The following is a 23,515-nucleotide window of genomic DNA, read 5'->3' as shown; positions in this document are numbered from 1 at the left end:
TGCGGAACCGATGATCAGTGGCATCTTCCTGGCCAGTTCCCTGCTGGTCATCGTCGTGCCGGGACCGGACGCGGCGCTGATCACCCGGCTCGCGCTCGGCGGGGGCGGCCGGGCGCGGCCGCTCTCCGCCGCCGCCGGCATGATCACGGCGGGCGCCCTCCAGGCGGCCGCCTCGATCCTCGGGGTCTCGCTGCTGCTGACCACGGACAGCACGCTGTTCCGGGTCGTGCAGTGGACGGGCGCGGCGCTGCTCGTCTACTGGGGCGTACGGGCGGTGATCGGAGCCGTACGGACCCCGGCGACTTCCGCACCGCCGACTTCCGCACCGCCGACTTCCACGCCGACGGCTTCCCCGCCGCCGACACCGGACGAGCCGTCCCCGCCCCGGAGCCTCGTCCGCACCTACCTCCACGGCCTGGCCTGCACGGGAACCAACCCGAAGGTCGGGCTCTTCCTGCTCGCCTTCCTCCCCCAGTTCGTCCCGGCGGGCGAACCCCCCGGCCGCTCGATGGCGGTCCTCGCGGCCGTCTACCTGACGATCGGCGCGCTCTGGCTGGTCGTCCTCACCGAGGCGATGGTCAGAATCGGCACGGCCCTCGACCGCCGCCACCCGTCCGGCCGCACCTCGGTGACCCGCTGGGTGGAGCTGGGCCTCGGCCTGGTCTTCATCGGCTTCGGGGTGCGGCTGGCGCTGGGGGTGTGAGCGGGGCGTGCGGGCCCTCGGACCAGTCCACGAGGAGCCCGGACAGGGCCGCGACCGCCCGCGCGGTCTCGGCCCCGCCGCTCCTGACCTCCGGCGCGAGCTCGGCGTGAAGGAACGTCACTCCCCGGCGCTTGGCCGCCCGCCCCTGGACGTTCGTCGTCCCTTCGAGCGGGCACCGGTCGGCCCACCCCCGGCAGACGCGCAGGTCTCCGCCGTCCATGCGGTCGGCGAGACGGACGACCTCGCCGGGCGCGGTCCGCGCGGCGCCGGTGGAGAGGATCACGTCGTGGGGGCGGTCCGGCGTGCGCGCGAAGCCGTGCACCTGGATGCCCGGCACACCCCGCTCCTGGAGCTCCGAGACGATCGCGTGGAAGACGCTGTCGGTGCGGTGGGCGACGTCCGCCGCGTCCCCCCGTCCGGCGGTGCGGTGCGCCCCGGCGAGGACGAGCGCGCCCCCGGGGGTGCCTTCCAGGAGCCGGGCGCCGACGGCTTCGGTACCCCGGTCGGCGACGGGGTGCGGCACCTGCACGCTCCAGCGGACCCGGGCGTCGGCGGTGACGTACAGCCGCCCCCAGCGGGCCTCGGCCCCGGTGCCCCGCGCGGCCACCTCGTCGTAACGGCGGCCGGAGACGGTGTCCGTGAGCGCGGTCACCCGGAACCCGGCCGCGCCGAGGTCGCGCTCCGCCCCTTCGGCGTCACCGTCGAGGAGCCGGCCGACCCCCTGGGCGAGCCGCTCCCGCTGGGTGCGGCTGGGCGGGGTGTAGGGGGTCCCGGGCCTGGCCTGTCCGGCGTACGCGACGATCCGTTCGCCGATATCGACCAATTCGCGGTGATTGGCTCGCCCTGATTGACCCTCATTTCCGCCTATCACCTGACAAGCGGCAAGAAGGAATGCCGCGCTGAGGACCGCGAGAATGTGGAGAGAATGTGATGCTGTCGTGACGCCGCATTCATAGTTGATCTTGAAATGCGTGCGAGCATCTGCCGGTGGCATTCTGTGAATCTCTCCCCATGGGTCGCTGGGCAACAGGGCTGGCGGTCCTCGCCGTGCTCGTGTCCGGCTGTGCGCCGACCCCCTCCGAGCCACAGAGCAAGCCGGGCGGGCGCGTCTTCACCGTCGCCGCCGCGGGAGATGTTCTCATCCACCCCGAGCTGGTGGAACAGGCCGCCAAGGACGCCAAGAAGACCGGCCGCGGCAGCGAGGACCTGGACTTCGGTCCGCTCATGGCGGGCGTGAAGCCGGTCATCAGCAAGGCCGATCTGGCCATCTGTCACATGGAGACCCCCGTGGGCGAACCCCGGGGTCCGTTCGCCGGATACCCGGAGTTCCTCGTACCGCCACAGATCCTCACCACCCTGAAGGACGTGGGATACGACACCTGCTCGACCGCCTCCAACCACACCTACGACCACGGTCTGAAGGCGGTCCGCCGCACCCTGGACACCATGGACCGGGTGGGGCTCGGCCACAGCGGCTCGGCACGCACCCCCGAGGAAGCGGACGACATCAACATCCGCGACGTCAAGGGCGTGAAGGTCGCGCACCTGGCCTACTCCTGGGAGTCCTTCCTCAACCCGACCCCCAAGAAGGAGCACTGGGCCTTCAACCGGATCGGTACGGAGCAGATCAAGGCGGCGGAGATCCGCGCCCGCAAGCAGGGTGCCGAGGTGGTGATCCTCTCCCTCCACTGGGGCCTGGAGCACTACAACGAGCCGAGCGTCCCTCAGCTCCAGCTCGCCGAGCGCATCACCAAGGAGACCGGGATCAATCTCGTGATCGGCCACCACGCGCACGTGGTGCAGCCGATCCAGAAGGTGAACGGCACCTGGGTCGCGTTCAGCCTGGGCAACCAGGTGGCCCGCCACTCCTCGCCCACCGGGCTGACCGAGGAAGGTGCCATCGGCTGGTTCGAGTTCCGGGAGACCGCGACCGGATGGGACGTCGCCGCCCGGTACCGCACCACCCTCGTGGACATCCCGCCCGACCTGGAGCCAGGCGAGACACCGCCGGCCGGCGCCGTCCGGGACCACCGGCTCGTGGACGTCAGAGAAGCGCTCGACCACCCCGGTGACCTGCCCGCGGACCGGCTCGCCCGGTACCGCCTCGCCGCCGAGCGGACCAGCGGCTACCTCTTCAACCGGGGAGCCCCCGGCGGCGACGGACTGGCCGAGCTCTCCCTGCGGGACTGAGCCGCAGCCGAAGACATCAGGAAAGAACCCCCGTGACAACGAGAAAAGCCGCGTACTCCGTGCGCGGAGGACGGCGACGGAGCCGTCGGCGCGCGGACATGCCGCTCCTCGGCGGCATCCGGCCCCCGATCGCCGTGCTGTGCGTGCTCGTCCTCGCCCTGGCGGGTCTGACGGCGAAGGTGCTCGGCCCCGGCAAGGAAGAGGCCGTACCGGAGGCGGTGCTGACCTCGCAGCAGTACTTCGCCGAGGACGGGGCCATCGCCCTGCGCGCCTCCATCGACGAACGGCTCACGGACCTGGAGCGCACCGCCGCGGCGCTGAGCGCCCGTCCGCCGGTGAAGCCCGAGCGCGTCCTGTCGGACCTGGGGCGTACGTACCAGAAGTGGACCGGCACCACGGTCCTCGACCTGGAGAGCGGAGAGGTCCTCGCCGCGCGCGGCGAAGCCATTCCGCTCAGCTGGCTGGACAAGGGCGTCGTCATCGGCGACCAGGCCCTCACCCCCCGTATGGTGCGGCTGGCCACCGGAGACGTACGCCTGATGACCACGGCCGTCCTGGACTGGAAGGACCGGCCGCAGCAGCTGCTCATCGCCTCCAGCAGCCTGTCCGTGCCCGCCATCAACCTGGGCCCGTTCCGCTCCATGGCGGTCGTGGCCGAGGACGGCGAGGTCCTCGGCACGGCCGGTTTCGAACAGGCGGAGGCGCTCAACTCCGACCAGGAGCGCCAGGAGCTCACCTTCCTGCAGAAGCAGATGGGCCGACTGGCCGACCGGGCGGCGACGCGGACCGAGGAGCACCCCGTCCGCGCCAAGGAGCCCGGCTCGCGCGGCTACCCCGGTGTCAGCGGCACGCTCGTCGGCGGCGAGTACAACGGCCGCGTGGCCACCGCGGGGTACGCCTCGCTCGCGTCCTCCGATCCCGAGGACAAGGAGAGCGTGGCCGCCGGGCTCGGCCTGACCGTCGTGGCCATGCTGCCCGTCGTCCAGCAGCAGGCCACCGACCAGGGACGCGAGCTGTACGGGCTCGTCGCCGCCGGCGCTCTCGTGCTGCTCGGGCTGCTGGCCGCGGGCGTGCTCTGGGCGACCGTGCAGCGGCCCCTGCTGCGGCTCTTCCTGGAGTCGCGCCGGATCGCCCGGGGCGACCTGATCCGCCCCGTCACCTCGCCCCGCTGGGGCGAGGCCGCCCGCGTCGGCTCCGCGCTCGAACGCCTGCGCGCGCAGCTCGGCGGCGGGGGCCACGGCCAGGCCACCACCGCCACCGCCCGCCGCAGGAGGTTCCGCGTCGGCAGCGGAGGACCGCTCCTGGTCACCGCCGCTCTGCTGCTCCTCTGGTGCGTGCCCGTCGGCCTCCTCCTGAACCGGACCGACGCCTCCGTCAGCGTGCCGACCACCATGGTCAACGACCAGCGCGACCGCACCGACCTGATCGCCGACCGGGTCCGCCGGGCACTCAACGAGGCGCAGGCGGACCTCGTCTCCACCTCCCGCCTGCTCGACGCGGGCGGCCCGGAGGACAGCACCCGCCTCCTCGAAGAAGCGCTGAAGCAGCACACCCGCTACCAGGCGCTCTACGTGCTCGGCGCCGACGGCCAGGTCGGCGCCCGCGCCGGCACGGAGCCCCACGCCTGGAGCCGGGGCGACGAGGAGCAGCCGCTGGTCCGGGTCTCCGGCCAGGGCGGCAAGGAGCCCGTGCTCCAGGCCGGAGCCCCGGTCCCCGGAGCCGAGGGCGCCACTCTCGTCGGCGAGATCCGGGTGGAGTTCCTCAACTCGCTCCTGGCCCGGCCGGGCCTCGGCGAGGTCCGTGTGGTGGACTCCGCCGCCCGGACGCTCGCCGCGAGCGACGGCTTCCTGGCGTTCGAGGAGCTGCCCGGCGACGTCCTGCCCGACCTCGTGCGGGCCTCCAACGTCCGGGTCGGCGCGGGCCCGGTCGAGAACGCCCTGCTCCTCCGCGAGGGCGACGCCGTCGACGTCGTCGCGGCGGCCCCGTTCTCCGGCGGCGGCGTCGCGGCCGACATCGGCTGGACCGTCGTCAGCCGCCAGGACGCCGAGCGCTTCCGGATCAGCCCGTACGAGCGCGAGGACCGCGCCGTCCTGGCCGGCATGCTCGGCCTCGCCGCGATCATCTTCTGCCTCGGGTGGATCCACCTGGTCGTCGTGCGGCCGCTGCGCGCCCTCGCCTCCTCCGCCGAGAAGCTCGCGGACGGCGACCTCAAGACCGTGCTCTACCCCCGCTACCAGGACGAGGTGGGCGCGGTCGTCCGCAGCCTCGAACTGCTCCGGCAGCAGTCGCAGGCCCTCAGGCAGAACCAGACGCGCCGGTTCGCGGAACCGCGATCCGATGCCGGTGCCGGCGTGGGCGCCGACACCACGGGAAGGTGACAAGGACGTGCTCTACCTCTACTTCGTCCTGCTGACCGGCGGGCTGTTCCTGCTGATCGCGGGCATCGTCGAACAGCGCAGGCACTACGCCGCCCTGCACACCATCCCCACCCGGGTCCTCGTCAACGGCATCCGCGGCAAGTCCTCCATCACCCGGCTCTGCGCGGGCGCCCTGCGGGGCGGCGGGCTCGTCACGGTGGCGAAGACGACGGGCACCGCCGCGCGCTTCATCCACCCGGACGCGACCGAGGAGCCGGTCTACCGCAAGTTCGGCATCGCGAACGTCGTCGAGCAGATCGGCATCGTCCGCCGTGCCGCGACCTACCGGCCGCACGCGCTCGTCATCGAGTGCATGGCCGTCATGCCCGCACTCCAGGAGGTCAACCAGAGCAAGCTGATCCGCTCCACGATCGGCGTCCTCTGCAACGTCCGCGAGGACCACCTCGCCGAGATGGGCCCCACCCTCGACGACGTCGCCCGGTCCCTGTGCCGCTCGATGCCGGAGGGCGGCATCTGCGTCACGGCGGAGAAGGAGCGGTTCGCCATCCTCCAGGAGGAGGCGGACGCCCGCGACTGCACGCTGGTCTACGCCGACCCCGACACGGTCAGCGACGCCGAGCTGCGCGGCTTCAGCTGGTTCACCTTCAAGGAGAACGTCGCCATCGCCCTGGCCGTGGCGGAGCTCCTCGGCATCGACCGCCAGACCGCCCTCCAGGGCATGTACGACGCTCCGCCGGACCCGGGCGTCCTGTCCGTCGAGCGCTATGTCACCCCGGAGAACAAGCGGCTCGCCTTCGCCAACGTCTTCGCGGCGAACGACCCCGAGTCCACGCTGATGAACGTCAACCAGCTCCTCGACCTGGGGGCGGTCAGCCGTCCGCTGAACGTCGTGATCAACTGCCGGCCCGACCGTGTCGAGCGCAACGGGCAGATGGGCGAGATCATCCCCGACCTGCGGCCGGACAACGTCTTCGTCATCGGCCACCCCACCAAGAGCGCCATCGACGCCATCCCGGCCGAGTGGCGCGACCGGGCTGTCGACCTGGGCGGCGAGCGGCGCCCCGCCGAGGACTTCATGCCGGCCCTGCTCGGCCGCATGGGCGACGGCTCCTCGCTCGTCGCCATCGGCAACATCCACGGCCAGGGCGAGGAGCTGCTCGAATACCTCGCCGAGCTTCCGGCCGACGACAGCGCGTCCGAGTCCGTGACGGGTTCGGAGTCCGGCGGCATCCCCGTCCAGCCCACCCACCTGGACCCGTACGCCGCCTATCCCCTGGCCCGCGAGGAGCGGTACCAGGACTCGCGGACCCTGGAGATCCCCCTCGTCCGCGTTCCGGTCCAGCCGGCCGACGAGCGGCGCACGCCGATGCCGACCGCGCCGATGTCCCCCGCACCGATGCCGTCCACGGCGTGGCGGGAGCCGGAGGACGTACGGGGAAGCACGCCCCCGGCGACGGAGCCGTACGGCGGCTGGTTCCAGCCGACCGCCCGCGAGGGCGACCACCGGCCCCCGCACTCCTGACCCGGCAGCCGACCGCTGCGCCACCGATCACCCCTCCCCTTCTTCCCCGCGCCCGGAGCACCCCGTTGACCACCGCCGCCCTGACTCCCGAGATGGCCGCCCTGGGCATCGCCATAGGCCTGCTCTTCTCCCTGCTGTGCTACCTCACGACCAACCTGTCCCCCGGCGGGATGATCACCCCGGGCTGGCTCGCGCTGACCCTCATCGAGGACCTCCAGCGGGCGGCGATGGTCGTGGGCGTCACCGCCCTCACGTACGCGGGCACCAAGCTCATGCAGCGGATGGTGATCCTCTACGGCAAGCGGCTGTTCGCGGCGGTGGTCCTCCTGGGCGTACTGCTCCAGGCCACGGTGATGATCGTCCTGTCGATCGAGTTCCCGCTGATGTACGGCAACCAGACCCTCGGGTTCATCGTCCCCGGTCTCATCGCCTACCAGCTGGTGCGCCAGCCCAAGGGCCCCACCCTCCTGGCGACGGCCTCCGTCTCCCTCCTGGCCTACATCGTCGTCGCCGCCGGCCTGCTGCTCGGCGTCATGCCCGCCGCCTGAGAATCGAGGAAGAACGTCATGGCAGCGAAGAAGAAGACCCGTCCGCTCGTCACGGGCCTCGTGCTCCTCGGACTCGTCACGGCCTCCGGCTACCTCACCGTGGAACTCCGCAAGCAGGAGGACCCGGGCGTCACCCGGATCCGGAACGCCGGCGTGCTCGGCGGCGGGGCGGCCACGACCGGCCCGGCCGCGGACGCCACCGGCGAACGCTGGTCGCGGATGGAGAACCCCGGCCGCAGCGTGCTGCGCGGCACCGACGGGCAGATCAAGGCCGTCCTGACCGACGGAGCGCGCACCGCACGGCTGACTGGCCCGGCCCGGGTCTTCGCCGAGCCCACCTCCACGGCGTCCAAGGTCTCCACCACGGACTGGGTCCGTCTGCTCCCCGAGCCCTGGGTCAAGGGCGCCGAGAAGCAGAAGTGGTTCACGGACTGGTACGAGCAGTACGCCACCAGCAAGGAGGACGACCTCTTCGCCATCGCCTTCCAGTACGTGGCGGGCGCGCCGCAGCGGAAGGACGAGAAGGGCCTCGCCTTCGCGGGCGACGCGAACTTCGGGCCGCTGAACACCACGGGCGCCGAGGGCGGCGACCTGCGCCTCGAACAGTCCGACTTCTACGACTACCTCGGCGTCCCGTACCCCTTCCGGGACGGCTCCGTCGGCACCCCGGAGGCCTTCCGCGCCAGGTCCCTGGACTGCTCGGGCTTCATCCGCATGGTCATGGGCTACCGCGCGCGTTTCCCGCTGATGGCCACGGACAAGTCCGGCGACGGTCTGCCGCGCACCGCGAACGGCATGGCCCGCTCGAAGCAGGGCGTGGACGTACTGCCGCTGACCGGCGTGTCGGCCAAGGACCGCCCGGCGACCATCGACGAGCTCCAGCCCGGCGACCTCGTCTTCTTCAAGCTGGACGGCCGCACCGCCCAGCGGCTCGACCACGTGGGCATGGTCCTCGGGTACGACACCGAGGGGCACCTGATCTTCGTGTCGAGCCGCGAGGAGGTCAACGGCCCGACCATCGGCGACATCGGCGGAGTCTCGCGCCTCGACGGCAACGGCTACTACGCCAAGTCGCTGCGCAGCGCGAAGCGCCTCTGAGGGGGCTTAGCGACTCCGCCCGGGTGGGGCGTCAGGCCTGGTTGACCGGAAGGACGTCCGGGGAGAGCGCCCCGGCGCGGGCCGCGGCGGAGGTCATCCGGCGGCGGTGGTGGCGCCGGCAGAGGACCTCGTAACCGATCTCCTCGGCCGGCCGGTTCACGTCCCCGACGACGACCTGCTCGCCCTCGACGACCATCTCGCCGCCGACCGTGCGCGCGTTGTGGGTGGCGCGGGCGCCGCACCAGCACAGGGCCTCGACCTGGAGCTGTTCGATGCGGTCGGCGAGCTCGATGAGCCGCTGCGAGCCGGGGAAGAGCTTCGTCCGGAAGTCGGTCGTGATGCCGAAGGCGAAGACGTCCATGTCGAGGTCGTCGACGATCCGGGCGAGCTGGTCGATCTGCTCGGGGGCGAGGAACTGCGCCTCGTCCACGATCACGTAGTCCGCCTTGCCGCCCTGGGAGAGCTGGCCGACGAGGTACGCGTACAGGTCCATGCCCTCCCCCGCCTCGACGGCCTCGGTCACCAGGCCGAGCCGGGAGGAGAGCTTGCCCTCGCCCGCCCGGTCGTCACGCGTGAAGATCACGCCCTGGAGCCCGCGCGCCGAACGGTTGTGTCCGATCTGGAGGGCCAGGGTGCTCTTCCCGCAGTCCATGGTTCCGGAGAAGAAGACCAGCTCGGGCATGACGGGTCGGAGACCTTTCGGGGTGTCAGGGCAGGGGAGAACGCGTGCGCGGAGGCTGCTAGGAGCGGACTTCGAGCAGCGGGACGAGCTGCTCGGCGGCGGTCATGGAGCCGTGCATGCCGGCCATGGCCGACTCGTGGGGCTCGTTGACGGAGGCGGTGATGGCGACGTCGTCGTGCGCGGCGGCGACGACGTCGCCGATCCGGCCGTACACCCGCTCGTCGATCTCGTCACCGAACCAGCCGAGGGCGATGGCCTCGTCGCGGCTCGCCACCCAGAACTGCTCGCCGACGACCTCGCGCCAGCAGGTCAGGACGTCCGCCTCGGCGCCGGGCACCGCGTAGATGTGGCGGGCGCGGCCCTCGCCGCCGAGCAGGGCGACGCCGGCGCGCAGCTCCCAGTCCTCGTCGAAGTCGATGCGGTGCTGCTCGTCGAAGGGGATGTCGACCATGCCGTGGTCGGCGGTGACATACAGCGCGGAGCGGGCGGGGAGCTGCTCGGCGAGCCGCTGGACGAGCCGGTCGACGAACATGAGCTGGCCGCGCCAGGCATCGGAGTCGACACCGAAGCGGTGTCCGGCGCCGTCGAGTTCGCTGTAGTACGTGTAGACCAGCGAGCGGTCGCCGGCGGCGAGCTGCTCGGCGGCGAAGTCCATGCGCTCCTCGCCGGAGAGCCGGCCGTGGAACGTTCCGCCGCTGAGCGCGATCTGCGTCAGCGGGGTCTGCTCGAAGATCGGGGAGGAGACCTGGGCGGTGTGGATCCCGGCCTCGTGGGCGAGCCCGAAGACGGTGGGGTACGGCTGCCAGGCGCGCGGCGCGGTCCACGGCTTCCAGCGGAGCTGGTTCATCAGCTCGCCGGTCGCGGGGTTGCGGACGGTGTAGCCGGGCAGTCCGTGCGTGCCGGGGTAGCGGCCCGTGCCGACCGAGGCGAGCGAGGTCGCGGTGGTGGCGGGGAAGCCGGCGGTGATCGGGCGGCCCGTGCCGCCGCGCGAGGAGCCGAGCAGCGAGGTCAGATAGGGCGCCCAGTCCGGGTGGGCCTTGATCTGCTCCCAGCCGAGGCCGTCGATGAGGAAGACGCAGTTCCGGTCGGCCGGGGAGAGCTCGGCGATCCGCCCGTCGAAGCCGGGGACGCCCTGGCCCGCGACGAGGGTCGGAAGCAGGTCGCCGAGCGAGCCGGAGCCGTACTCGGGCACCGGCGCGGTGTCGAGGGCCAGCGGAACCGGGTCGTCGGGCCAGCCGTGGGACACGGCGGTCGGCTGCGCCATCAGCGCGTGGTGGCGGCGGTGGCCGCGATGGCTTCGGAGAGCGCCTGGGCGAAGGCCAGGGTCTGCTTGACGGTGTCCGGGCCGTCGCCGGCCTCGCTGACCCGCAGGCTGAGGTCGTCGGCGGTGGCGTTGCCCGTGTAGCCGTGGTCGGCGTCACAGTTGGCGTCGCCGCAGGCGGCGGGCTCCAGGTCGATCCGGGAGACGGCTCCCCAGCCGATGGTGAGGACGACCTCGCGGGGCGGGGTGCCCGGCGTGTAGGACTCGGGGTTGGAGACGACGCGGGAGACGACGACGGAGGCGATCCGGTCGAGTTTCACGGACTCGGTGGACGTCGTGGCGTACGGCGTCGGGGAGCTGGAGTCGGCGGCCTGCTCGTCGGTGTGGCTGACGATGAAGCGGTGCGGCGTCAGGACGAGGACGGTGACGTGCCGTCGGACCTCGTTCGCGTCGAAGGTGGTCTCCTGGTGCACCACGTACGACGAGACGGCGTCCCCGCCGACAGCGGCCTCCACCGCTTCGGCCACGAGGGCCGGGTAGTAGCCGCTGCGCTCGATCGCCGCGCGCAGCCCCTGGGTCGTCGTCCCGCTCTTTGCCATGGACTCCATGGTACGGGGCCGTGGGCGCCGCTCGGGCCGCCCCGTCGGCTCTCTCCCTCAGGCGTCTCCGTAACTCGGCAGGCGGCGCGGGCCCAGGTCGGTGCGGGGCGGGGGCGGGGCGAGGCGGACGGTGGCGTCGAGGACGGAGAGGCCGCCGGGGGCGACGACGACCGGTTCCAGGGAGACCGCGACGACCTCGGGGTGGTCGTCGACGAGCCGGGAGACGCGGAGGAGGAGCTCTTCGAGCGCCGGGGTGTCGACGGGGGCCGAGCCGCGCCAGCCGAAGAGCAGCGGGGCGGTGCGGATGGAACGGACGAGCTCGGCGGCGTCCCGGCCGGTGGCCGGGACCAGGCGGTGGGCCGTGTCGCCGAGGAGCTCGGAGGCCGCGCCCGAGAGGCCGAAGGAGAGGACGGCGCCGACGGCGGGGTCGATGGCGGAACGGACCAGGGTGTCGACGCCCCGGGGCACCATCGCCTGGACGACCGGCTGGAGCTCCTCGGGCTTGCCGAGGACCTCGGTCAGCTCGGCGTACGCGGTACGGAGCTGCTCCTCGGTCGCCAGATCGAGCCGTACGCCCCCGAGGTCGGGGCGGTGGCGCAGGTGGGGCGCGGTCGTCTTCAGCGCGACCGGGTAGCCGAGGCGGCGGGCGGCGGCGACGGCCGCGTCCGGGGTGGGCGCGGGGAGCGTGGGCCGGACGGTGATCCCGTACCGCGCGAGCAGCTCACCGGCGTCCTCGGCCCCGAGGGTCACGCCCCGCGGGTCCGCCGCGTCGGCACCGAGCACGCGCGCGATGAGCGCGGCGGCCCCCGGCTCGTCGATGTCCTCGTACTCGGGCACCCGCCCGGGCTCCGCGGCCTGCCGCCGCCACTGCCCGTACCGCACGGCCTCGGCGAGCGCCCGGACGGCCCGCTCGGCGGCGGGGTAGGCGGGGATGGTGGTGTGCGGACTGGCGGCGGGGGTGCCGTCCTGGGCGCCGCCCGGGATGCGGTCCTGGGCGCCGCCCGGGATGCGGTCCTGGGCGCCGCCCGGGATGCGGTCCTGGGCGCCGCCCGGGATGCGGTCCTGGGCGCCGCCCGAGGCGCCGGCGACCGCGTCGCCGGAGCCGTCGCCGTCGCGGTCGCGGTCGCGGTCGCCGTGGCCGACACCGGGCACGGAGCCGGAGCCGGAGGCGGGCCCAGCTGCGGCGACGGGCCCAGCTGCGGCGACGGGGCCGCTGGTCGGAGCGCCGCTGGAGGCGGGCGCGAGCCCGCGCTCGGAAGCGGGGGCGGGGTCGCCGCCCGGGCCAGGGGCGGAGGCGTGCGCGCTGCCGGCCGCGGGCGCGAGCCCCGAAGTGGCGCCGGAGGCGGGGGCGGAGCCCGAGGCGGGCGCGGAACCCGAGGCTCTCGGGGTCACCGGCGCGGGCGGTGCCGGGCGGGTGCTCGTCGCGACCGCGAGGGCCTCCGCGAGGCCGCCCATCTCGACGTGGACGACGACGACCGGCTTCGCCGAGGTCGGGGCGGAGGCGACGGCCTCGCGCAGGGCGGCGGCCAGGACCTCCCCGTCACCGGACTCGGTGGCGCCGTTCTCCCCCACCCACGGGATCGCGGTGACGACGACCGCGTCGGAGGTCTCGTCCGCCAGGGCCGCCGCGAGCGCGTCCCGGAAGTCGGCCGGGCCCGCCGCCGTCGTCAGGTCGAGCGGCCGCAGCGGGCGCAGTCCCTCCGTGAGGCAGGCGTCGTACGTGAGGAGGCCGAGCGACTCGGAGTTGCCGAGGATCGCGACGCGGGGCCCGGCGGGCAGCGGCTGGGCGGCGAGGAGGAGTCCGGCGTCGACGAGCTCGGTGACGGTGTCGACGCGGATGACCCCGGCCTGGCGGAGCAGCGCGGAGACCGTGGCGTGCGGGATGCGGGTGACGGGGACGCGGTGGCCGGGCGGGGCGCTGCCGCTGTGCCGGGCGCCCTTGACGACGACGACCGGCTTGACGGCGGCGGTGCGGCGGGCGAGCCGGGTGAACTTGCGGGGGTTGCCGATCGACTCCAGGTAGAGGAGGACGACGTCGGTCCCGGGGTCGTCGTACCAGTGCTGGAGGAAGTCGTTGCCGGAGACGTCGGCGCGGTTGCCGGCGGAGATGAAGGAGGAGAGTCCGGCGCCGTGCCGGTGGAGCCCGGCGAGGAGCGCGATGCCGATCGCGCCGGACTGGGTGAAGAGCCCGATCTTCCCGGCGGCCGGCATCTGCGGGGCGAGGGAGGCGTTGAGCCGGACGCCGTCGGCGGTGTTGATGATGCCGAAGGCGTTGGGGCCGATGATCCGCATGCCGTACGAGCGGGCCTGCCGCAGCAGCGCGCGCTGCCGCTCGCGGCCCTCGGTGCCGCTCTCGGCGTACCCGGCGGAGAGGACGACGAGGCCCTGGACGCCGTGTTCGCCGCAGTCGGCGACGACCTCCGGGACCCGTTCGGCGGGGACGGCGACGATCGCGAGGTCAACGGGTTCGCCGATGGCGCCGACGGAGGGGTGGGCGGGGACGCCGCCGATGGTGCCGGTCCCGTCGGTGAGCGCCGCGTTCACCGCGTACACCCGGCCGGTGAATCCGCCGTCGAGCAGGTCGCGCAGGACGGTCCTGCCGACCCCGCCGGGCGCGCGGCCGGCGCCGACGACGGCGACGGACCGGGGGGTGAGGAGCCGCTGGACGGACCGCGCCTCCGCGCGCTGTTCGCGGGCGCGCTGGACGGCGAGGGAGCGGTCGGTCGGTTCGAGGTCGAGGTGGAGGCGGACGGAGCCGTCCTCGAAGCTGCGCTTCTGGGTGTACCCGGCATCCGTGAAGACCTTGATCATCTTGGTGTTGGCGGGCAGCACCTCGGCGGCGAAGCGGCGGATGTCCCGCTCGCGGGCGACGGCCGCGATGTGTTCGAGGAGTGCGGAGGCGACGCCGCGGCCCTGATGGGCGTCCTGGACGAGGAAGGCGACCTCGGCCTCGTCGGCGGGTCCTGAGGCGGGCATGCCCCGGTCGTCGATGCGGTCGTAGCGGACGGTGGCGATGAACTCGCCGCCGACGGTCGCGGCGAGGCCGACGCGGTCGACGAAGTCGTGGTGGGTGAAGCGGTGGACGTCCTTGGCGGAGAGCCGCGGGTAGGGCGCGAAGAAGCGGTAGTACTTCGACTCGTCCGAGACCTGCTCGTAGAAGCTGACCAGCCGGTCGGCGTCGTCGGCGGTGATGGGCCTGATCCGCGCGGTGCCGCCGTCCCGGAGCACCACGTCGGCCTCCCAGTGATCGGGATAGGCGTGCTCCGACTGCTCCGAGGCGCTCTGCATGAGGTCAGCCTAAGGGCGGTACGGCTTGGCGGCATCGGTCGCGTCGCGCGTGCGCGACGGGCTGACGACGGGCAAGGTGGGGAGGGCCGAAAGGCGGTCCGATCCGGGCCGAAGGTCGGCATGAGCACCGCGCATCCCGTGAGAGACTGGTCTAGACAACCCGCTTGAGACTCGAAGGGCAACACCATGGCTGAGCGCCGCGTCAACGTCGGCTGGGCCGAGGGCCTGCACGCCCGCCCCGCGTCCATCTTCGTCCGTGCCGCCACGGCTTCCGGCGTGCCGGTGACGATCGCCAAGTCCGAGGGCACCCCCGTGAACGCCGCGTCCATGCTCGCGGTGCTCGGCCTGGGTGCGCAGGGCGGCGAGGAGATCGTTCTCGCTTCCGACGCCGAGGGTGCCGAGACCGCCCTCGACCGCCTCGCGAAGCTGGTCGCCGAGGGTCTGGACGAGCTCCCCGAGACCGTCTGATCCGGACTTCGCACGACGAATGGCCCGGCCGCCGGAATTCCGGCGGCCGGGCCATTCGCATTTCACGGCACCGTTTTCAGGCAGCAGGAAAAGACCGGCGCGAATAGCGGTCCGATCACTCTTCTTTGTATACGGCGCACACGTTAATTCCGACCGCTCGCCGTGTTGACGGCATGTTGCGAAACCCTCACACGGCCGTCTTCCGGCTTTTTGAGCCGGTGCAGCCCGAGCGTGCGTTCCGCGTGCAGCGCGGTCAGCGCCCTGGCCCGTTCGGCGTCGCCGCGCGCGACCGCGTCCACGATCGCGCCGTGCTCCGCCCAGGCCTCCACCGGCTTGGCCGGCTGGTCGACCGCGTACATCCAGGCGATCTTGTGCCGCAGCTGGGTGAGCAGCGCCGTCAGGGCGGGGCTGCCGGAGGCCTGCGCGAGCGTCTCGTGGAACCAGGCCCCGAGCGCGCGCAGATCCTCGCCCTGGCCGCGCCTGGCCCGCTCCTGCCCCAGCCTGACCAGGCCCCGCAGCACCTTGAGGTGCGCCTCCGTACGCCGCTGCGCGGCTCTGGCGGCGCCCAGCGGTTCGAGCAGCGCCCGCATGTCGAGGAGGTCGGCCGCCTCCTGCACGGTGGGTTCGGCGACGTGGGCGCCGGCGTGCCGCCGGGTGACGACGAAGCCCTCGGACTCCAGGGTGCGCAGGGCCTCGCGGACCGGGACACGGGAGACCCCGTAGCGGCGGGCGAGCTGTTCCTCGGTCAGCCGACCTCCCCGCTCGAAGACGCCCGAGACGATGTCGTCCCGGATCGCCGTGCATACCGATTGCGCGGGAACGCGCATGACCGACCTCCGCTTTCTTCCGCGAGAGTCCGACTCTATTGCAGCGGAGCGGAAATTCCGATGCCCCCTGTGAATTCAAAAAGCCCCGGCTCGGTACGAGCCGGGGCTTTCGTGACGCGGAACGCGCGAGGTGTCAGAGGCTGACGCCGCGGGCGCGGAGGTACGTGATGGGGTTGATGTCCGAGCCGTACTCGGCACCCGTCCGGGCCTCGAAGTGGAGGTGCGGGCCGGTCGAGTTGCCGGTCGAGCCTGAGATGCCTATCTGCTGGCCCGGCTCGACGGTCTGGCCGACGTAGACCCCGATGGACGAGAGGTGCCCGTACTGGGTGTACGTGCCGTCGTTCATCTGGATGACGATGTTGTTGCCGTACGCGCCGCCCCAGCCGGCCTCGACGACGGTGCCGGAGCCGACGGAGACGACGGTGCTGCCGTAGGCGGCGTGGAAGTCGATGCCGGAGTGGCTGCCGGAGGACCAGAGCGAGCCGCCGGTCTTGTAGCCGGTGCTCACGTACGAGCCGGCGACGGGGAGCTGGAAGGTGGCGAGGCGGCGGCGCTCGGCCTCGCGGGCGGCGCGCTCGCGCTCCTCGCGGACCTCCTTGGCGCGGGCCTCCGCCTTGCGCTTGGCCTCGGCGCGGGCCTTGGCCTCGGCCTTCGCCTTGGCGACGGCCTCGAAGGCCTCCTGCTCCTGGGCGGCGGCCTGGGCGTTGATCCGGTCCGCGAGGGAGTCCTCGGTGACCACCTGGGTCAGGCCGGTGTCCTCGGCGGAGCGGTTGTTCCCGTCGGCGGCGAGTGCCGGGGAGGCGAGGGTTCCGATGACGCCGGTGGTCGCGAGCGTCGCGACGCCCGCTATCCCCGCGCTGCGGCGAGCCATCCGGCTCGTCCCACGATGCTTCCCGGTGGCACGGGTGAACGCCAAGGCTGTTCCTTTCCTTCCTTCTCGCCTACCGGGTTAGCTGACGGGTTCGGAGCAGGAAGGTCTCCTACGAGCCCCTCCGTCGGTGACGAAGGCGCCCGATTCACCCCAGGGACTGTGGGTCCCCGGCTCCCCAGGCTCGCGCCTGACGGGGACTCGGCGATGACTGTCCGTCGCCGCGGGTGCGGCACGTACTACTGCCGGACAGCCGTCCCGACGCTATGCGGACCGTCTTCCCCGCACCAAACAGACACGCCTGTTTGTAAGACATGCCACAGGTCATACTGTCGACTTGTTCCCTATTCGGACATAACGGAAGGCCCCGACGGAACCAGGTCGAAACCAGGGCGTCGGGGCCTCCGTTGGCCGTCCGGCGAGCGAGCTGTCAGCCCGTCACCACCGTGACCTCGCCGATCCCGAGCGCGCGCACCGGCTCCGCGATCCGCGCCGCGTCGCCCACGAGGACGGTGACGAGCCGGTCCACCGGGAAGGCGTTGACCACCGCGGCGGTCGCCTCGACCGTGCCCGTCTCGGCCAGACGCGCGTACAACCGGGCCTGGTAGTCGTCCGGGAGGTGCTGCTCGACCTGGTCGGCGAGCGTCCCGGCGACCGAGCCGGCCGTCTCGTACTTGAGCGGGGCCACGCCCACGAGGTTCTGCACGGCGGTCTCGCGCTCGCCGTCGGTGAGGCCCTCGGCGGCGAGGGTCCGCAGCACCTTCCACAGGTCGTCAAGTGCCGGACCCGTGTTGGGGGTGTCGACCGAGCCGCTGATCGCGAGCATCGAGGCACCGCGCCCCTCGGCGTCGGAACGCAGCACCTGCCCGAAGGCCCGCACGCCGTACGTGTAGCCCTTCTCCTCGCGCAGGACCCGGTCGAGCCGGGAGGTGAGCGTGCCGCCCAGGCAGTACGTGCCGAGGACCTGCGCCGCCCAGGCGCTGTCGTGACGGTCCGGACCGATCCGGCCGATCAGCAACTGGGTCTGGACCGCGCCGGGCCGGTCCACGATGACGACCCGTCCGCTGTCGTCGGCGGTGATCGGCGGCATCGGCAGCGGCTCGCCGGGCCCGCCCGTCCAGGCGCCCAGCGTCTCGGCGAGGAGCTTCTCCAGGTCGACACCGGTCAGGTCGCCGACGATCACTGCCGTGGCGGTGCTGGGCCGGAGGTGGGCCTCGTAGAAGGCGCGGACCGCGGCGGCGTCGATCGCCTTGACGGTCTCCTCGGTGCCCTGGCGCGGCCGGGACAGCCGCGACTCGGCCGGGAAGAGCTCCTTGGAGAGCTGCTTGGCCGCGCGCCGCGCCGGGTTGGCCGCCTCGTGCGGGATCTCGTCGAGCCGGTTGGCGACGAGCCGCTCGATCTCCTCCTCCGGGAACGCCGGGGAGATGAGCGCCTCGGAGAGCAGCCCGAGCGCCTTGGGCAGCCGGGAGACCGGGACCTCCAGGGAGACCCGTACGCCCGGGTGGTCGGCGCCCGCGTCGAGCGTCGCGCCGCAGCGCTCCAGCTCGGCCGCGAACTCCTCGGCGCTGTGCTTGTCCGTGCCCTCGGAGAGCGCGCGGGCCATGATCGTGGCGACGCCGTCGAGACCGGCGGGCTCCGCGTCGAGCGGGGCCGGCAGGAAGATCTCCACGGCGACGACCTGCTGGCCGGGGCGGTGACTGGTCAGCACCGTCAGGCCGTTGGGCAGGCTGCCGCGGTCCGGGGCCGGGAAGGCCCAGGGCCTGGCCTCGCCGGGCGTCGGCCGCGGGTGGAAGTCCATGCTCGTCAAAGACGTGGCGGCGTCGGTCACTGGTCCGCTCCTTCTTCCTCGGCTGCGCCGTCCTCGTCGCTCTGTTCGGTGGCCACCGGCTCGTAGACCAGCACCGCGCGGTTGTCGGGGCGCAGCTTGGCCGCGGCGACCTCGCGCACCTCGTCGGCGGTGATGTCGAGCACCCGGTCGACGGCGGTGAGGGCGAGCTGCGGGTCGCCGAACAGGACGGCGAACCGGCACAGTTCGTCGGCGCGGCCCGCGACCGTGCCGAGCCGGTCGAGCCACTCGCGCTCCAGCTGCGCCTGCGCGCGCTCCATCTCCTCGGGCGTGGGGCCCTCGGCGGCGAAGCGGGCGAGCTCCTCGTCGACGGCCGCCTCGATCTGCGGGACCTCGACGCCGCCGGACGTCTTGACGTCCAGCCAGCCCAGCGAGGGCGCCCCCGCGAGCCGCAGCAGGCCGAAGCCCGCGGCCACCGCCGTACGGTCGCGGCGGACCAGGCGGTTGTGCAGCCGGGAGGACTCGCCGCCGCCGAGGACCGTCAGGGCCAGGTCGGCGGCGTCGCACGCGCGCGTGCCGTCGTGCGGCAGGCGGTAGGCGGCCATCAGCGCGCGGGCCGGGACCTCCTCCTCGACGACCTCACGGAGCTGCTCGCCGATGGTCTCGGGCAGCTCGCCGGAGCGCGGCTCGGGCTTGCCGTCGTGGCCGGGGATCGAGCCGAAGTACTTCTCGACCCAGGCCAGGGTCTGCTCCGGGTCGATGTCGCCGACCACGGACAGCACCGCGTTGTTCGGCGCGTAGTACGTACGGAAGAAGTTCCGCGCGTCCTCCAGCGTCGCCGCGTCGAGGTCGGCCATGGAGCCGATCGGCGTGTGGTGGTACGGGTGGCCCTCGGGGTACGCGAGGGCCGTCAGGCGCTCGAAGGCCGTGCCGTACGGCACGTTGTCGTAGCGCTGGCGGCGCTCGTTCTTGACGACGTCCCGCTGGTTCTCCATGGACTCGTCGTCCAGGGCCGCGAGCAGCGAGCCCATGCGGTCGGCCTCCAGCCAGAGCGCCAGCTCCAGCTGGTGGGCGGGCATGGTCTCGAAGTAGTTGGTGCGCTCGAAGCTCGTCGTGCCGTTGAGCGAGCCGCCCGCGCCCTGCACCAGCTCGAAGTGGCCGTTGCCGTGGACCTGCTTCGAGCCCTGGAACATCAGGTGCTCGAAGAGGTGGGCGAGGCCCGTGCGGCCCGCGACCTCGTGGCGCGAGCCGACGTCGTACCAGAGGCAGACCGCGGCGACCGGGGTCAGGTGGTCCTCGGACAGCACCACGCGCAGGCCGTTCGCCAACCGGTGCTCGGTCGCTGTCAGGCCGCCGGAGCCGGCCTCGGCCGTGGCCGTGTGACCCATGGGCATGTACGTCCCTTCGATCGCGATGTGAAAAAGTCCTGCCACTGTATGCAAGCGCGCCGACACCTCGCGAAGTTCCCGTACGGACGGGATGTCCCTCTTCCGGGTCGCGGTCGGCGTTGTCGGTGGCACGGTCCACAATGGTCCGCGTCAGATCAACCATGTTGGTGAAGGAGCCGCAGCCGCGATGGCCCGCCGCAGCACGAAGACACCGCCGCCGGACGACGCGTTCGAGGAGAGGATCCTCGACATCGACGTCGTCGACGAGATGCAGGGCTCCTTCCTCGAGTACGCGTACTCGGTGATCTACTCGCGCGCGCTCCCCGACGCCCGCGACGGCATGAAGCCCGTCCAGCGACGCATCGTCTACCAGATGGGCGAGATGGGGCTCCGTCCCGACCGCGGATTCGTCAAGTGCGCCCGCGTCGTCGGCGAGGTGATGGGCAAGCTCCACCCGCACGGCGACGCGTCGATCTACGACGCCATGGTCCGCATGGCACAGCCCTTCTCCATGCGGCTCCCCCTCGTCGACGGCCACGGCAACTTCGGTTCCCTCGGCAACGACGACCCGCCGGCCGCCATGCGGTACACCGAGTCGCGGATGGCCCCGGCCGCCCTGCTCATGACCGAGTCCATCGACGAGGACACGGTCGACTTCTCGCCGAACTACGACGGCCAGGAGCAGGAGCCGGTCGCGCTCCCCGCCGCGTACCCGAACCTGCTGGTGAACGGCGCGTCGGGCATCGCGGTCGGCATGGCGACCAACATGCCGCCGCACAACCTCGGCGAGGTGATCGCGGCCGCCCGGCACCTGATCCGGCACCCGAGCGCCGACCTCGAGACGCTCATGCGGTTCGTCCCCGGCCCCGACCTGCCCACCGGCGGCCGGATCGTCGGCCTGTCCGGCATCAAGGACGCGTACGAGTCGGGCCGCGGCTCCTTCAAGATCCGCGCCACGGCGACCGTGGAGAACGTCACGGCGCGCCGCAAGGGCATCGTGGTGACCGAGCTGCCCTTCACGGTCGGCCCCGAGAAGGTCATCTCCAAGATCAAGGACCTCGTCGGCTCCAAGAAGCTCCAGGGCATCGCGGACGTCAAGGACCTCACCGACCGCAACCACGGCCTGCGTCTCGTCATCGAGATCAAGAACGGCTTCGTGCCGGAAGCGGTCCTGGAGCAGCTCTACAAGCTGACGCCGATGGAGGAGTCCTTCGGCATCAACAACGTGGCACTGGTCGACGGCCAGCCGCTCACGCTCGGCCTCAAGGAGCTCCTCGAGGTCTACCTCGACCACCGCTTCGACGTGGTCCGGCGCCGCTCCGAGTTCCGCCGCACCAAGAAGCGCGACCGTCTCCACCTGGTCGAGGGCCTGCTCGTGGCGCTCCTCGACATCGACGAGGTCATCCGGATCATCCGGGAGAGCGACAACTCCGCGCAGGCCAAGGAGCGCCTGATGGAGCGCTTCTCGCTGAGCGAGATCCAGACGCAGTACATCCTGGACACCCCGCTGCGCCGCCTCACCAAGTTCGACCGCCTGGAGCTGGAGACCGAGAGCGACCGGCTCAACGGCGAGATCGACGAGCTGACCGGGATCCTCGACTCCGACACCGAGCTGCGCAAGCTGGTCTCGGCGGAACTGGCCGCGGTCGCGAAGAAGTTCGCCACCGACCGGCGCACGGTCCTGCTCGAATCGGCCGGCGCGCCCGTCGCCGCCGTCTCCCTCGAAGTCGCCGACGACCCCTGCCGCGTCCTGCTCTCCTCGACCGGCCTCCTGGCCCGTACGGCGACGGGCGAGCTCCCCGCCGCCGACGAGGACGCCAAGCGCAGCAAGCACGACGTGATCGTGTCCGCGGTGGCGGCCACCCAGCGAGGCGACGTCGGCGCGGTGACCTCCGCGGGCCGGCTGCTCCGCCTGGCCGTGATCGACCTGCCGCAGCTCCCGGACACCGCGAGCGCACCGAACCTCGCGGGCGGCGCGCCGCTCTCCGAGTTCCTCTCCCTGGAGGCGGACGAGACGGTGGTCTGCCTGACCACGCTCGACGAGTCCTCCCCCGGCCTCGCGCTCGGCACGCTCCAGGGCGTGGTCAAGCGCGTGGTGCCGGACTACCCGGCGAACAAGGACGAGCTGGAGGTCATCACCCTCAAGGACGGTGACCGGATCGTCGGCGCGACCGAGCTGCGCACGGGCGAGGAGGACCTGGTCTTCATCACCTCCGACGCCCAGCTCCTGCGCTACCAGGCCACGCAGGTACGGCCCCAGGGCCGGCCGGCCGGCGGCATGGCGGGCATCAAGCTGACGGCGGGCGCCGAGGTGATCTCGTTCACGGCGGTGGACCCGGCGGCGGAGGCCGCGGTGTTCACCGTGGCGGGCTCCACGGGCACGCTGGTCGGCGCGGAGGGTACGTCGGCGAAGCTGACGCCCTTCGACCAGTACCCCCGCAAGGGCCGCGCGACCGGCGGTGTCCGCTGCCAGCGCTTCCTGAAGGGCGAGGACGTCCTGATCCTGGCCTGGGCGGGCGCCACGCCGGCCCGTGCCGCGCAGAAGAACGGCACCCCGGTCTCCCTCCCGGAGCCGGACCCGCGCCGGGACGGCTCGGGCACGCCGCTGCCGCACCAGGTCGACGTGGTGGCGGCCCCGCCGAACTGACCGAGCGGGACCCCTGCGTTCCCCGGCCGTGCGGCCGGGGTCACGCAGGGGTCTTCGCGTTCCCCGGCCGCGAGGTCAGAAGAGCATGCCGTCCGGGCCCTCCTGCTGGTCGGTCTCCCGCACGTACCGCAGGACGCCCCACATGGCGTGCTCGTCGGGGGCGTCCTGCGGCCCGTTCTGCTCGCAGGCGGCGAGCTCCTTGCGGAGCCCGGCGGCGTCGATGCCGGAGCCGATCAGGACGAGCTGGGTGATCCGCTCCTCACCGGCGGGCCACGGCTCGGGGTAGAAGCGCAGGAAACGGCCGACCGCGTGCACGGCGTACCGGTTCACCGGGTCGGCGGCGCCGAAGTCGACGAAGCCCTTGATCCGGTAGAGCCCCTCGGGCCGGGAGTCCAGGAACGCCATCAGCCGACGCGGGTGGAGCGGGGCGGAGGCCGCCAGCGAGACGGTCTCGTACGCCGCGTGCGGGTGGGCGGCGTGGCCGTCCTCGTCATCGGAGCCGTACAGGATGTCCTCGATGGACATCTGGCCCTCGATCTCGCCCTCGGGGACGACCCGGTCGAAGAGCAGCTCCGGGTCGATCCGCCCGTGGGAGGCCTCGACGACGGCGGCCTTCCCGACGAGCCCCCCGACGGTCTCGCGCACGTCGAGCAGTGCCGCTTCCCCGACCCGGTCGGCCTTGTTCACGACCACGAGGTCGGCGATGGCGAGGTGCCGGTCGGTCTCGGGGTGCCGTCGCCGGGTGTCGTGGAACTCGGCCGCGTCGACGACGAGGACGAGCCCGCCGTAGACGATCCGCTCGTTCTCGCTGGCGAGCACCATCCGGACCAGCTCCTGCGGCTCCGCGAGCCCGCTGGCCTCGATGACGATCACGTCGAGCCGGGACTCGGGGCGGGTGAGGACCTCCAGGTACTCGTCCAGCTCGCTCGCGTCGACCGCGCAGCACAGACACCCGTTCCCGAGCGACACGGTCGACCCGACCTGCCCGGCGACGGTCATCGCGTCGATCCCGATGTCCCCGAAGTCGTTGACCATGACCCCGATACGGGTCCCCCGGGCCTGGCGCAGCAGGTGGTTGAGGAGTGTCGTCTTCCCGGCCCCGAGAAACCCGGCGAGGACGACGACGGGGATCTGCTGCGTGGTCAAGGGTGGCGCCTCCGGTAGAACGTTCCTCCCCACGGGGGTGGAGAGGGAAGGCCCCAGGATAGGCGGGCCCGCCCGGCGATCCGGGCGCGCATTTCCGGTCACCGCCTCCGGCCGCT

18 protein-coding genes and 1 riboswitch are annotated in these 23,515 nt (G+C 72.6%); of the genes, 8 read left to right on the top strand and 10 right to left on the bottom strand.

The window, feature by feature from the left end; translation table 11 throughout:
* The first annotated feature begins 10 nt into the window (after positions 1-10).
* Entirely contained in the window at positions 11-703 is a 693-nt protein-coding gene (locus ACFC0Z_RS14700) for a LysE family translocator (RefSeq protein ID WP_376436992.1), read from the top strand.
* Here ACFC0Z_RS14700 and ACFC0Z_RS14695 read toward each other — a convergent pair.
* On the bottom strand, positions 666-1,526 hold the full coding sequence (locus ACFC0Z_RS14695; protein ID WP_376436989.1) for a hypothetical protein: 861 nt from the start codon (positions 1,524-1,526) through the stop codon (positions 666-668). The two genes, ACFC0Z_RS14700 and ACFC0Z_RS14695, sit on opposite strands and share 38 nt — an antisense overlap.
* A gap of 188 nt (positions 1,527-1,714) precedes the next feature.
* Between ACFC0Z_RS14695 and ACFC0Z_RS14690 the strand changes: the two genes are divergently transcribed.
* From ACFC0Z_RS14690 to ACFC0Z_RS14670, 5 genes are all read left to right on the top strand, one after another.
* The gene (locus tag ACFC0Z_RS14690; protein ID WP_376436986.1) at positions 1,715-2,893 is read left to right on the top strand and encodes a CapA family protein; all 1,179 of its coding nucleotides are present in this window, start codon (positions 1,715-1,717) and stop codon (positions 2,891-2,893) included.
* A 98-nt stretch (positions 2,894-2,991) separates the two neighbouring features.
* Positions 2,992-5,271: a HAMP domain-containing protein gene (locus ACFC0Z_RS14685; RefSeq protein WP_376437973.1), complete on the top strand. Its 2,280-nt coding sequence runs from the start codon at positions 2,992-2,994 to the stop codon at positions 5,269-5,271.
* 7 nt (positions 5,272-5,278) lie between these two features.
* A complete protein-coding gene (pgsB, locus tag ACFC0Z_RS14680; protein ID WP_376436983.1) occupies positions 5,279-6,793 on the top strand; it encodes a poly-gamma-glutamate synthase PgsB in 1,515 nt (504 codons plus the stop codon).
* Between the two features lie 65 nt (positions 6,794-6,858).
* Positions 6,859-7,341 carry a poly-gamma-glutamate biosynthesis protein PgsC/CapC gene (locus ACFC0Z_RS14675; RefSeq protein WP_376436981.1) on the top strand — a complete coding sequence of 161 codons (483 nt, stop codon included), beginning with the start codon at positions 6,859-6,861 and terminating at the stop codon, positions 7,339-7,341.
* Between the two features lie 18 nt (positions 7,342-7,359).
* On the top strand, positions 7,360-8,439 hold the full coding sequence (locus tag ACFC0Z_RS14670) for a C40 family peptidase (protein WP_376436978.1): 1,080 nt from the start codon (positions 7,360-7,362) through the stop codon (positions 8,437-8,439).
* A gap of 31 nt (positions 8,440-8,470) precedes the next feature.
* Here the strand turns inward: ACFC0Z_RS14670 and ACFC0Z_RS14665 are convergent, their stop codons facing one another.
* Genes ACFC0Z_RS14665 through ACFC0Z_RS14650 form a run of 4 tightly spaced genes read right to left on the bottom strand, consistent with a single transcriptional unit; the run spans position 8,471 to position 14,269 of the window.
* Complete coding sequence (locus ACFC0Z_RS14665) at positions 8,471-9,121, bottom strand: thymidine kinase (protein ID WP_360809603.1); 651 nt, start codon at positions 9,119-9,121, stop codon at positions 8,471-8,473.
* A 58-nt stretch (positions 9,122-9,179) separates the two neighbouring features.
* On the bottom strand, positions 9,180-10,385 hold the full coding sequence (locus ACFC0Z_RS14660; protein WP_376436975.1) for an alkaline phosphatase family protein: 1,206 nt from the start codon (positions 10,383-10,385) through the stop codon (positions 9,180-9,182).
* A complete protein-coding gene (locus ACFC0Z_RS14655; protein ID WP_376436972.1) occupies positions 10,385-10,981 on the bottom strand; it encodes a DUF5998 family protein in 597 nt (198 codons plus the stop codon). The genes ACFC0Z_RS14660 and ACFC0Z_RS14655 overlap by 1 nt, the downstream gene beginning before the upstream one ends.
* Positions 10,982-11,038: 57 nt before the next feature.
* Positions 11,039-14,269 (bottom strand): GNAT family N-acetyltransferase, encoded by a 3,231-nt coding sequence (locus ACFC0Z_RS14650; protein ID WP_376436969.1) that lies wholly within the window; start codon positions 14,267-14,269, stop codon positions 11,039-11,041.
* Between the two features lie 186 nt (positions 14,270-14,455).
* Here ACFC0Z_RS14650 and ACFC0Z_RS14645 point away from each other — a divergent pair, with 186 nt between their 5' ends.
* A complete protein-coding gene (locus ACFC0Z_RS14645; protein WP_376436967.1) occupies positions 14,456-14,737 on the top strand; it encodes an HPr family phosphocarrier protein in 282 nt (93 codons plus the stop codon).
* A 143-nt stretch (positions 14,738-14,880) separates the two neighbouring features.
* On the opposite strand, the gene ACFC0Z_RS14640 is transcribed toward ACFC0Z_RS14645, so the two are convergent.
* The 4 genes from ACFC0Z_RS14640 to ACFC0Z_RS14625 all read right to left on the bottom strand — a co-directional run bounded on the left by ACFC0Z_RS14640 (position 14,881) and on the right by ACFC0Z_RS14625 (position 19,612).
* Positions 14,881-15,564 carry a GntR family transcriptional regulator gene (locus ACFC0Z_RS14640; RefSeq protein WP_376436964.1) on the bottom strand — a complete coding sequence of 228 codons (684 nt, stop codon included), beginning with the start codon at positions 15,562-15,564 and terminating at the stop codon, positions 14,881-14,883.
* A 133-nt stretch (positions 15,565-15,697) separates the two neighbouring features.
* Positions 15,698-16,480: a M23 family metallopeptidase gene (locus tag ACFC0Z_RS14635; RefSeq protein WP_376436961.1), complete on the bottom strand. Its 783-nt coding sequence runs from the start codon at positions 16,478-16,480 to the stop codon at positions 15,698-15,700.
* Positions 16,481-16,487: 7 nt separating this feature from the next.
* A riboswitch (cyclic di-AMP (ydaO/yuaA leader) is annotated at positions 16,488-16,649 on the bottom strand.
* A 213-nt stretch (positions 16,650-16,862) separates the two neighbouring features.
* Positions 16,863-18,230 carry a M16 family metallopeptidase gene (locus ACFC0Z_RS14630; protein ID WP_376437971.1) on the bottom strand — a complete coding sequence of 456 codons (1,368 nt, stop codon included), beginning with the start codon at positions 18,228-18,230 and terminating at the stop codon, positions 16,863-16,865.
* A 26-nt stretch (positions 18,231-18,256) separates the two neighbouring features.
* Positions 18,257-19,612 (bottom strand): M16 family metallopeptidase, encoded by a 1,356-nt coding sequence (locus tag ACFC0Z_RS14625; RefSeq protein ID WP_376436959.1) that lies wholly within the window; start codon positions 19,610-19,612, stop codon positions 18,257-18,259.
* Positions 19,613-19,793: 181 nt separating this feature from the next.
* Between ACFC0Z_RS14625 and ACFC0Z_RS14620 the strand changes: the two genes are divergently transcribed.
* Positions 19,794-22,253 (top strand): DNA topoisomerase (ATP-hydrolyzing) subunit A, encoded by a 2,460-nt coding sequence (locus ACFC0Z_RS14620; protein ID WP_376436956.1) that lies wholly within the window; start codon positions 19,794-19,796, stop codon positions 22,251-22,253.
* A gap of 75 nt (positions 22,254-22,328) precedes the next feature.
* On the opposite strand, the gene ACFC0Z_RS14615 is transcribed toward ACFC0Z_RS14620, so the two are convergent.
* The gene (locus ACFC0Z_RS14615) at positions 22,329-23,399 is read right to left on the bottom strand and encodes a CobW family GTP-binding protein (protein ID WP_376436953.1); all 1,071 of its coding nucleotides are present in this window, start codon (positions 23,397-23,399) and stop codon (positions 22,329-22,331) included.
* Positions 23,400-23,515: the final 116 nt, after the last annotated feature.

The sequence above is a fragment of the Streptomyces sp. NPDC056144 genome (genome assembly GCF_042264145.1).
Taxonomy (GTDB): domain Bacteria; phylum Actinomycetota; class Actinomycetes; order Streptomycetales; family Streptomycetaceae; genus Streptomyces.
The sequence above is the reverse complement of the archived record's forward strand: the minus strand, read 5'-3'. Positions and strand labels throughout refer to the sequence as shown.

Coding starts and splice junctions, on each gene's coding strand:
- ACFC0Z_RS14700 (WP_376436992.1), top strand. CDS start 11: ATGATCAGTGGCATCTTCCTGGCCAGTTCCCTGCTGGTCATCGTCGTG.
- ACFC0Z_RS14690 (WP_376436986.1), top strand. CDS start 1,715: ATGGGTCGCTGGGCAACAGGGCTGGCGGTCCTCGCCGTGCTCGTGTCC.
- ACFC0Z_RS14685 (WP_376437973.1), top strand. CDS start 2,992: ATGCCGCTCCTCGGCGGCATCCGGCCCCCGATCGCCGTGCTGTGCGTG.
- ACFC0Z_RS14670 (WP_376436978.1), top strand. CDS start 7,360: ATGGCAGCGAAGAAGAAGACCCGTCCGCTCGTCACGGGCCTCGTGCTC.
- ACFC0Z_RS14665 (WP_360809603.1), bottom strand. CDS start 9,121: ATGCCCGAGCTGGTCTTCTTCTCCGGAACCATGGACTGCGGGAAGAGC.
- ACFC0Z_RS14660 (WP_376436975.1), bottom strand. CDS start 10,385: ATGGCGCAGCCGACCGCCGTGTCCCACGGCTGGCCCGACGACCCGGTT.
- ACFC0Z_RS14655 (WP_376436972.1), bottom strand. CDS start 10,981: ATGGCAAAGAGCGGGACGACGACCCAGGGGCTGCGCGCGGCGATCGAG.
- ACFC0Z_RS14650 (WP_376436969.1), bottom strand. CDS start 14,269: ATGCAGAGCGCCTCGGAGCAGTCGGAGCACGCCTATCCCGATCACTGG.
- ACFC0Z_RS14645 (WP_376436967.1), top strand. CDS start 14,456: ATGGCTGAGCGCCGCGTCAACGTCGGCTGGGCCGAGGGCCTGCACGCC.
- ACFC0Z_RS14640 (WP_376436964.1), bottom strand. CDS start 15,564: ATGCGCGTTCCCGCGCAATCGGTATGCACGGCGATCCGGGACGACATC.
- ACFC0Z_RS14630 (WP_376437971.1), bottom strand. CDS start 18,230: ATGGACTTCCACCCGCGGCCGACGCCCGGCGAGGCCAGGCCCTGGGCC.
- ACFC0Z_RS14625 (WP_376436959.1), bottom strand. CDS start 19,612: ATGCCCATGGGTCACACGGCCACGGCCGAGGCCGGCTCCGGCGGCCTG.
- ACFC0Z_RS14620 (WP_376436956.1), top strand. CDS start 19,794: ATGGCCCGCCGCAGCACGAAGACACCGCCGCCGGACGACGCGTTCGAG.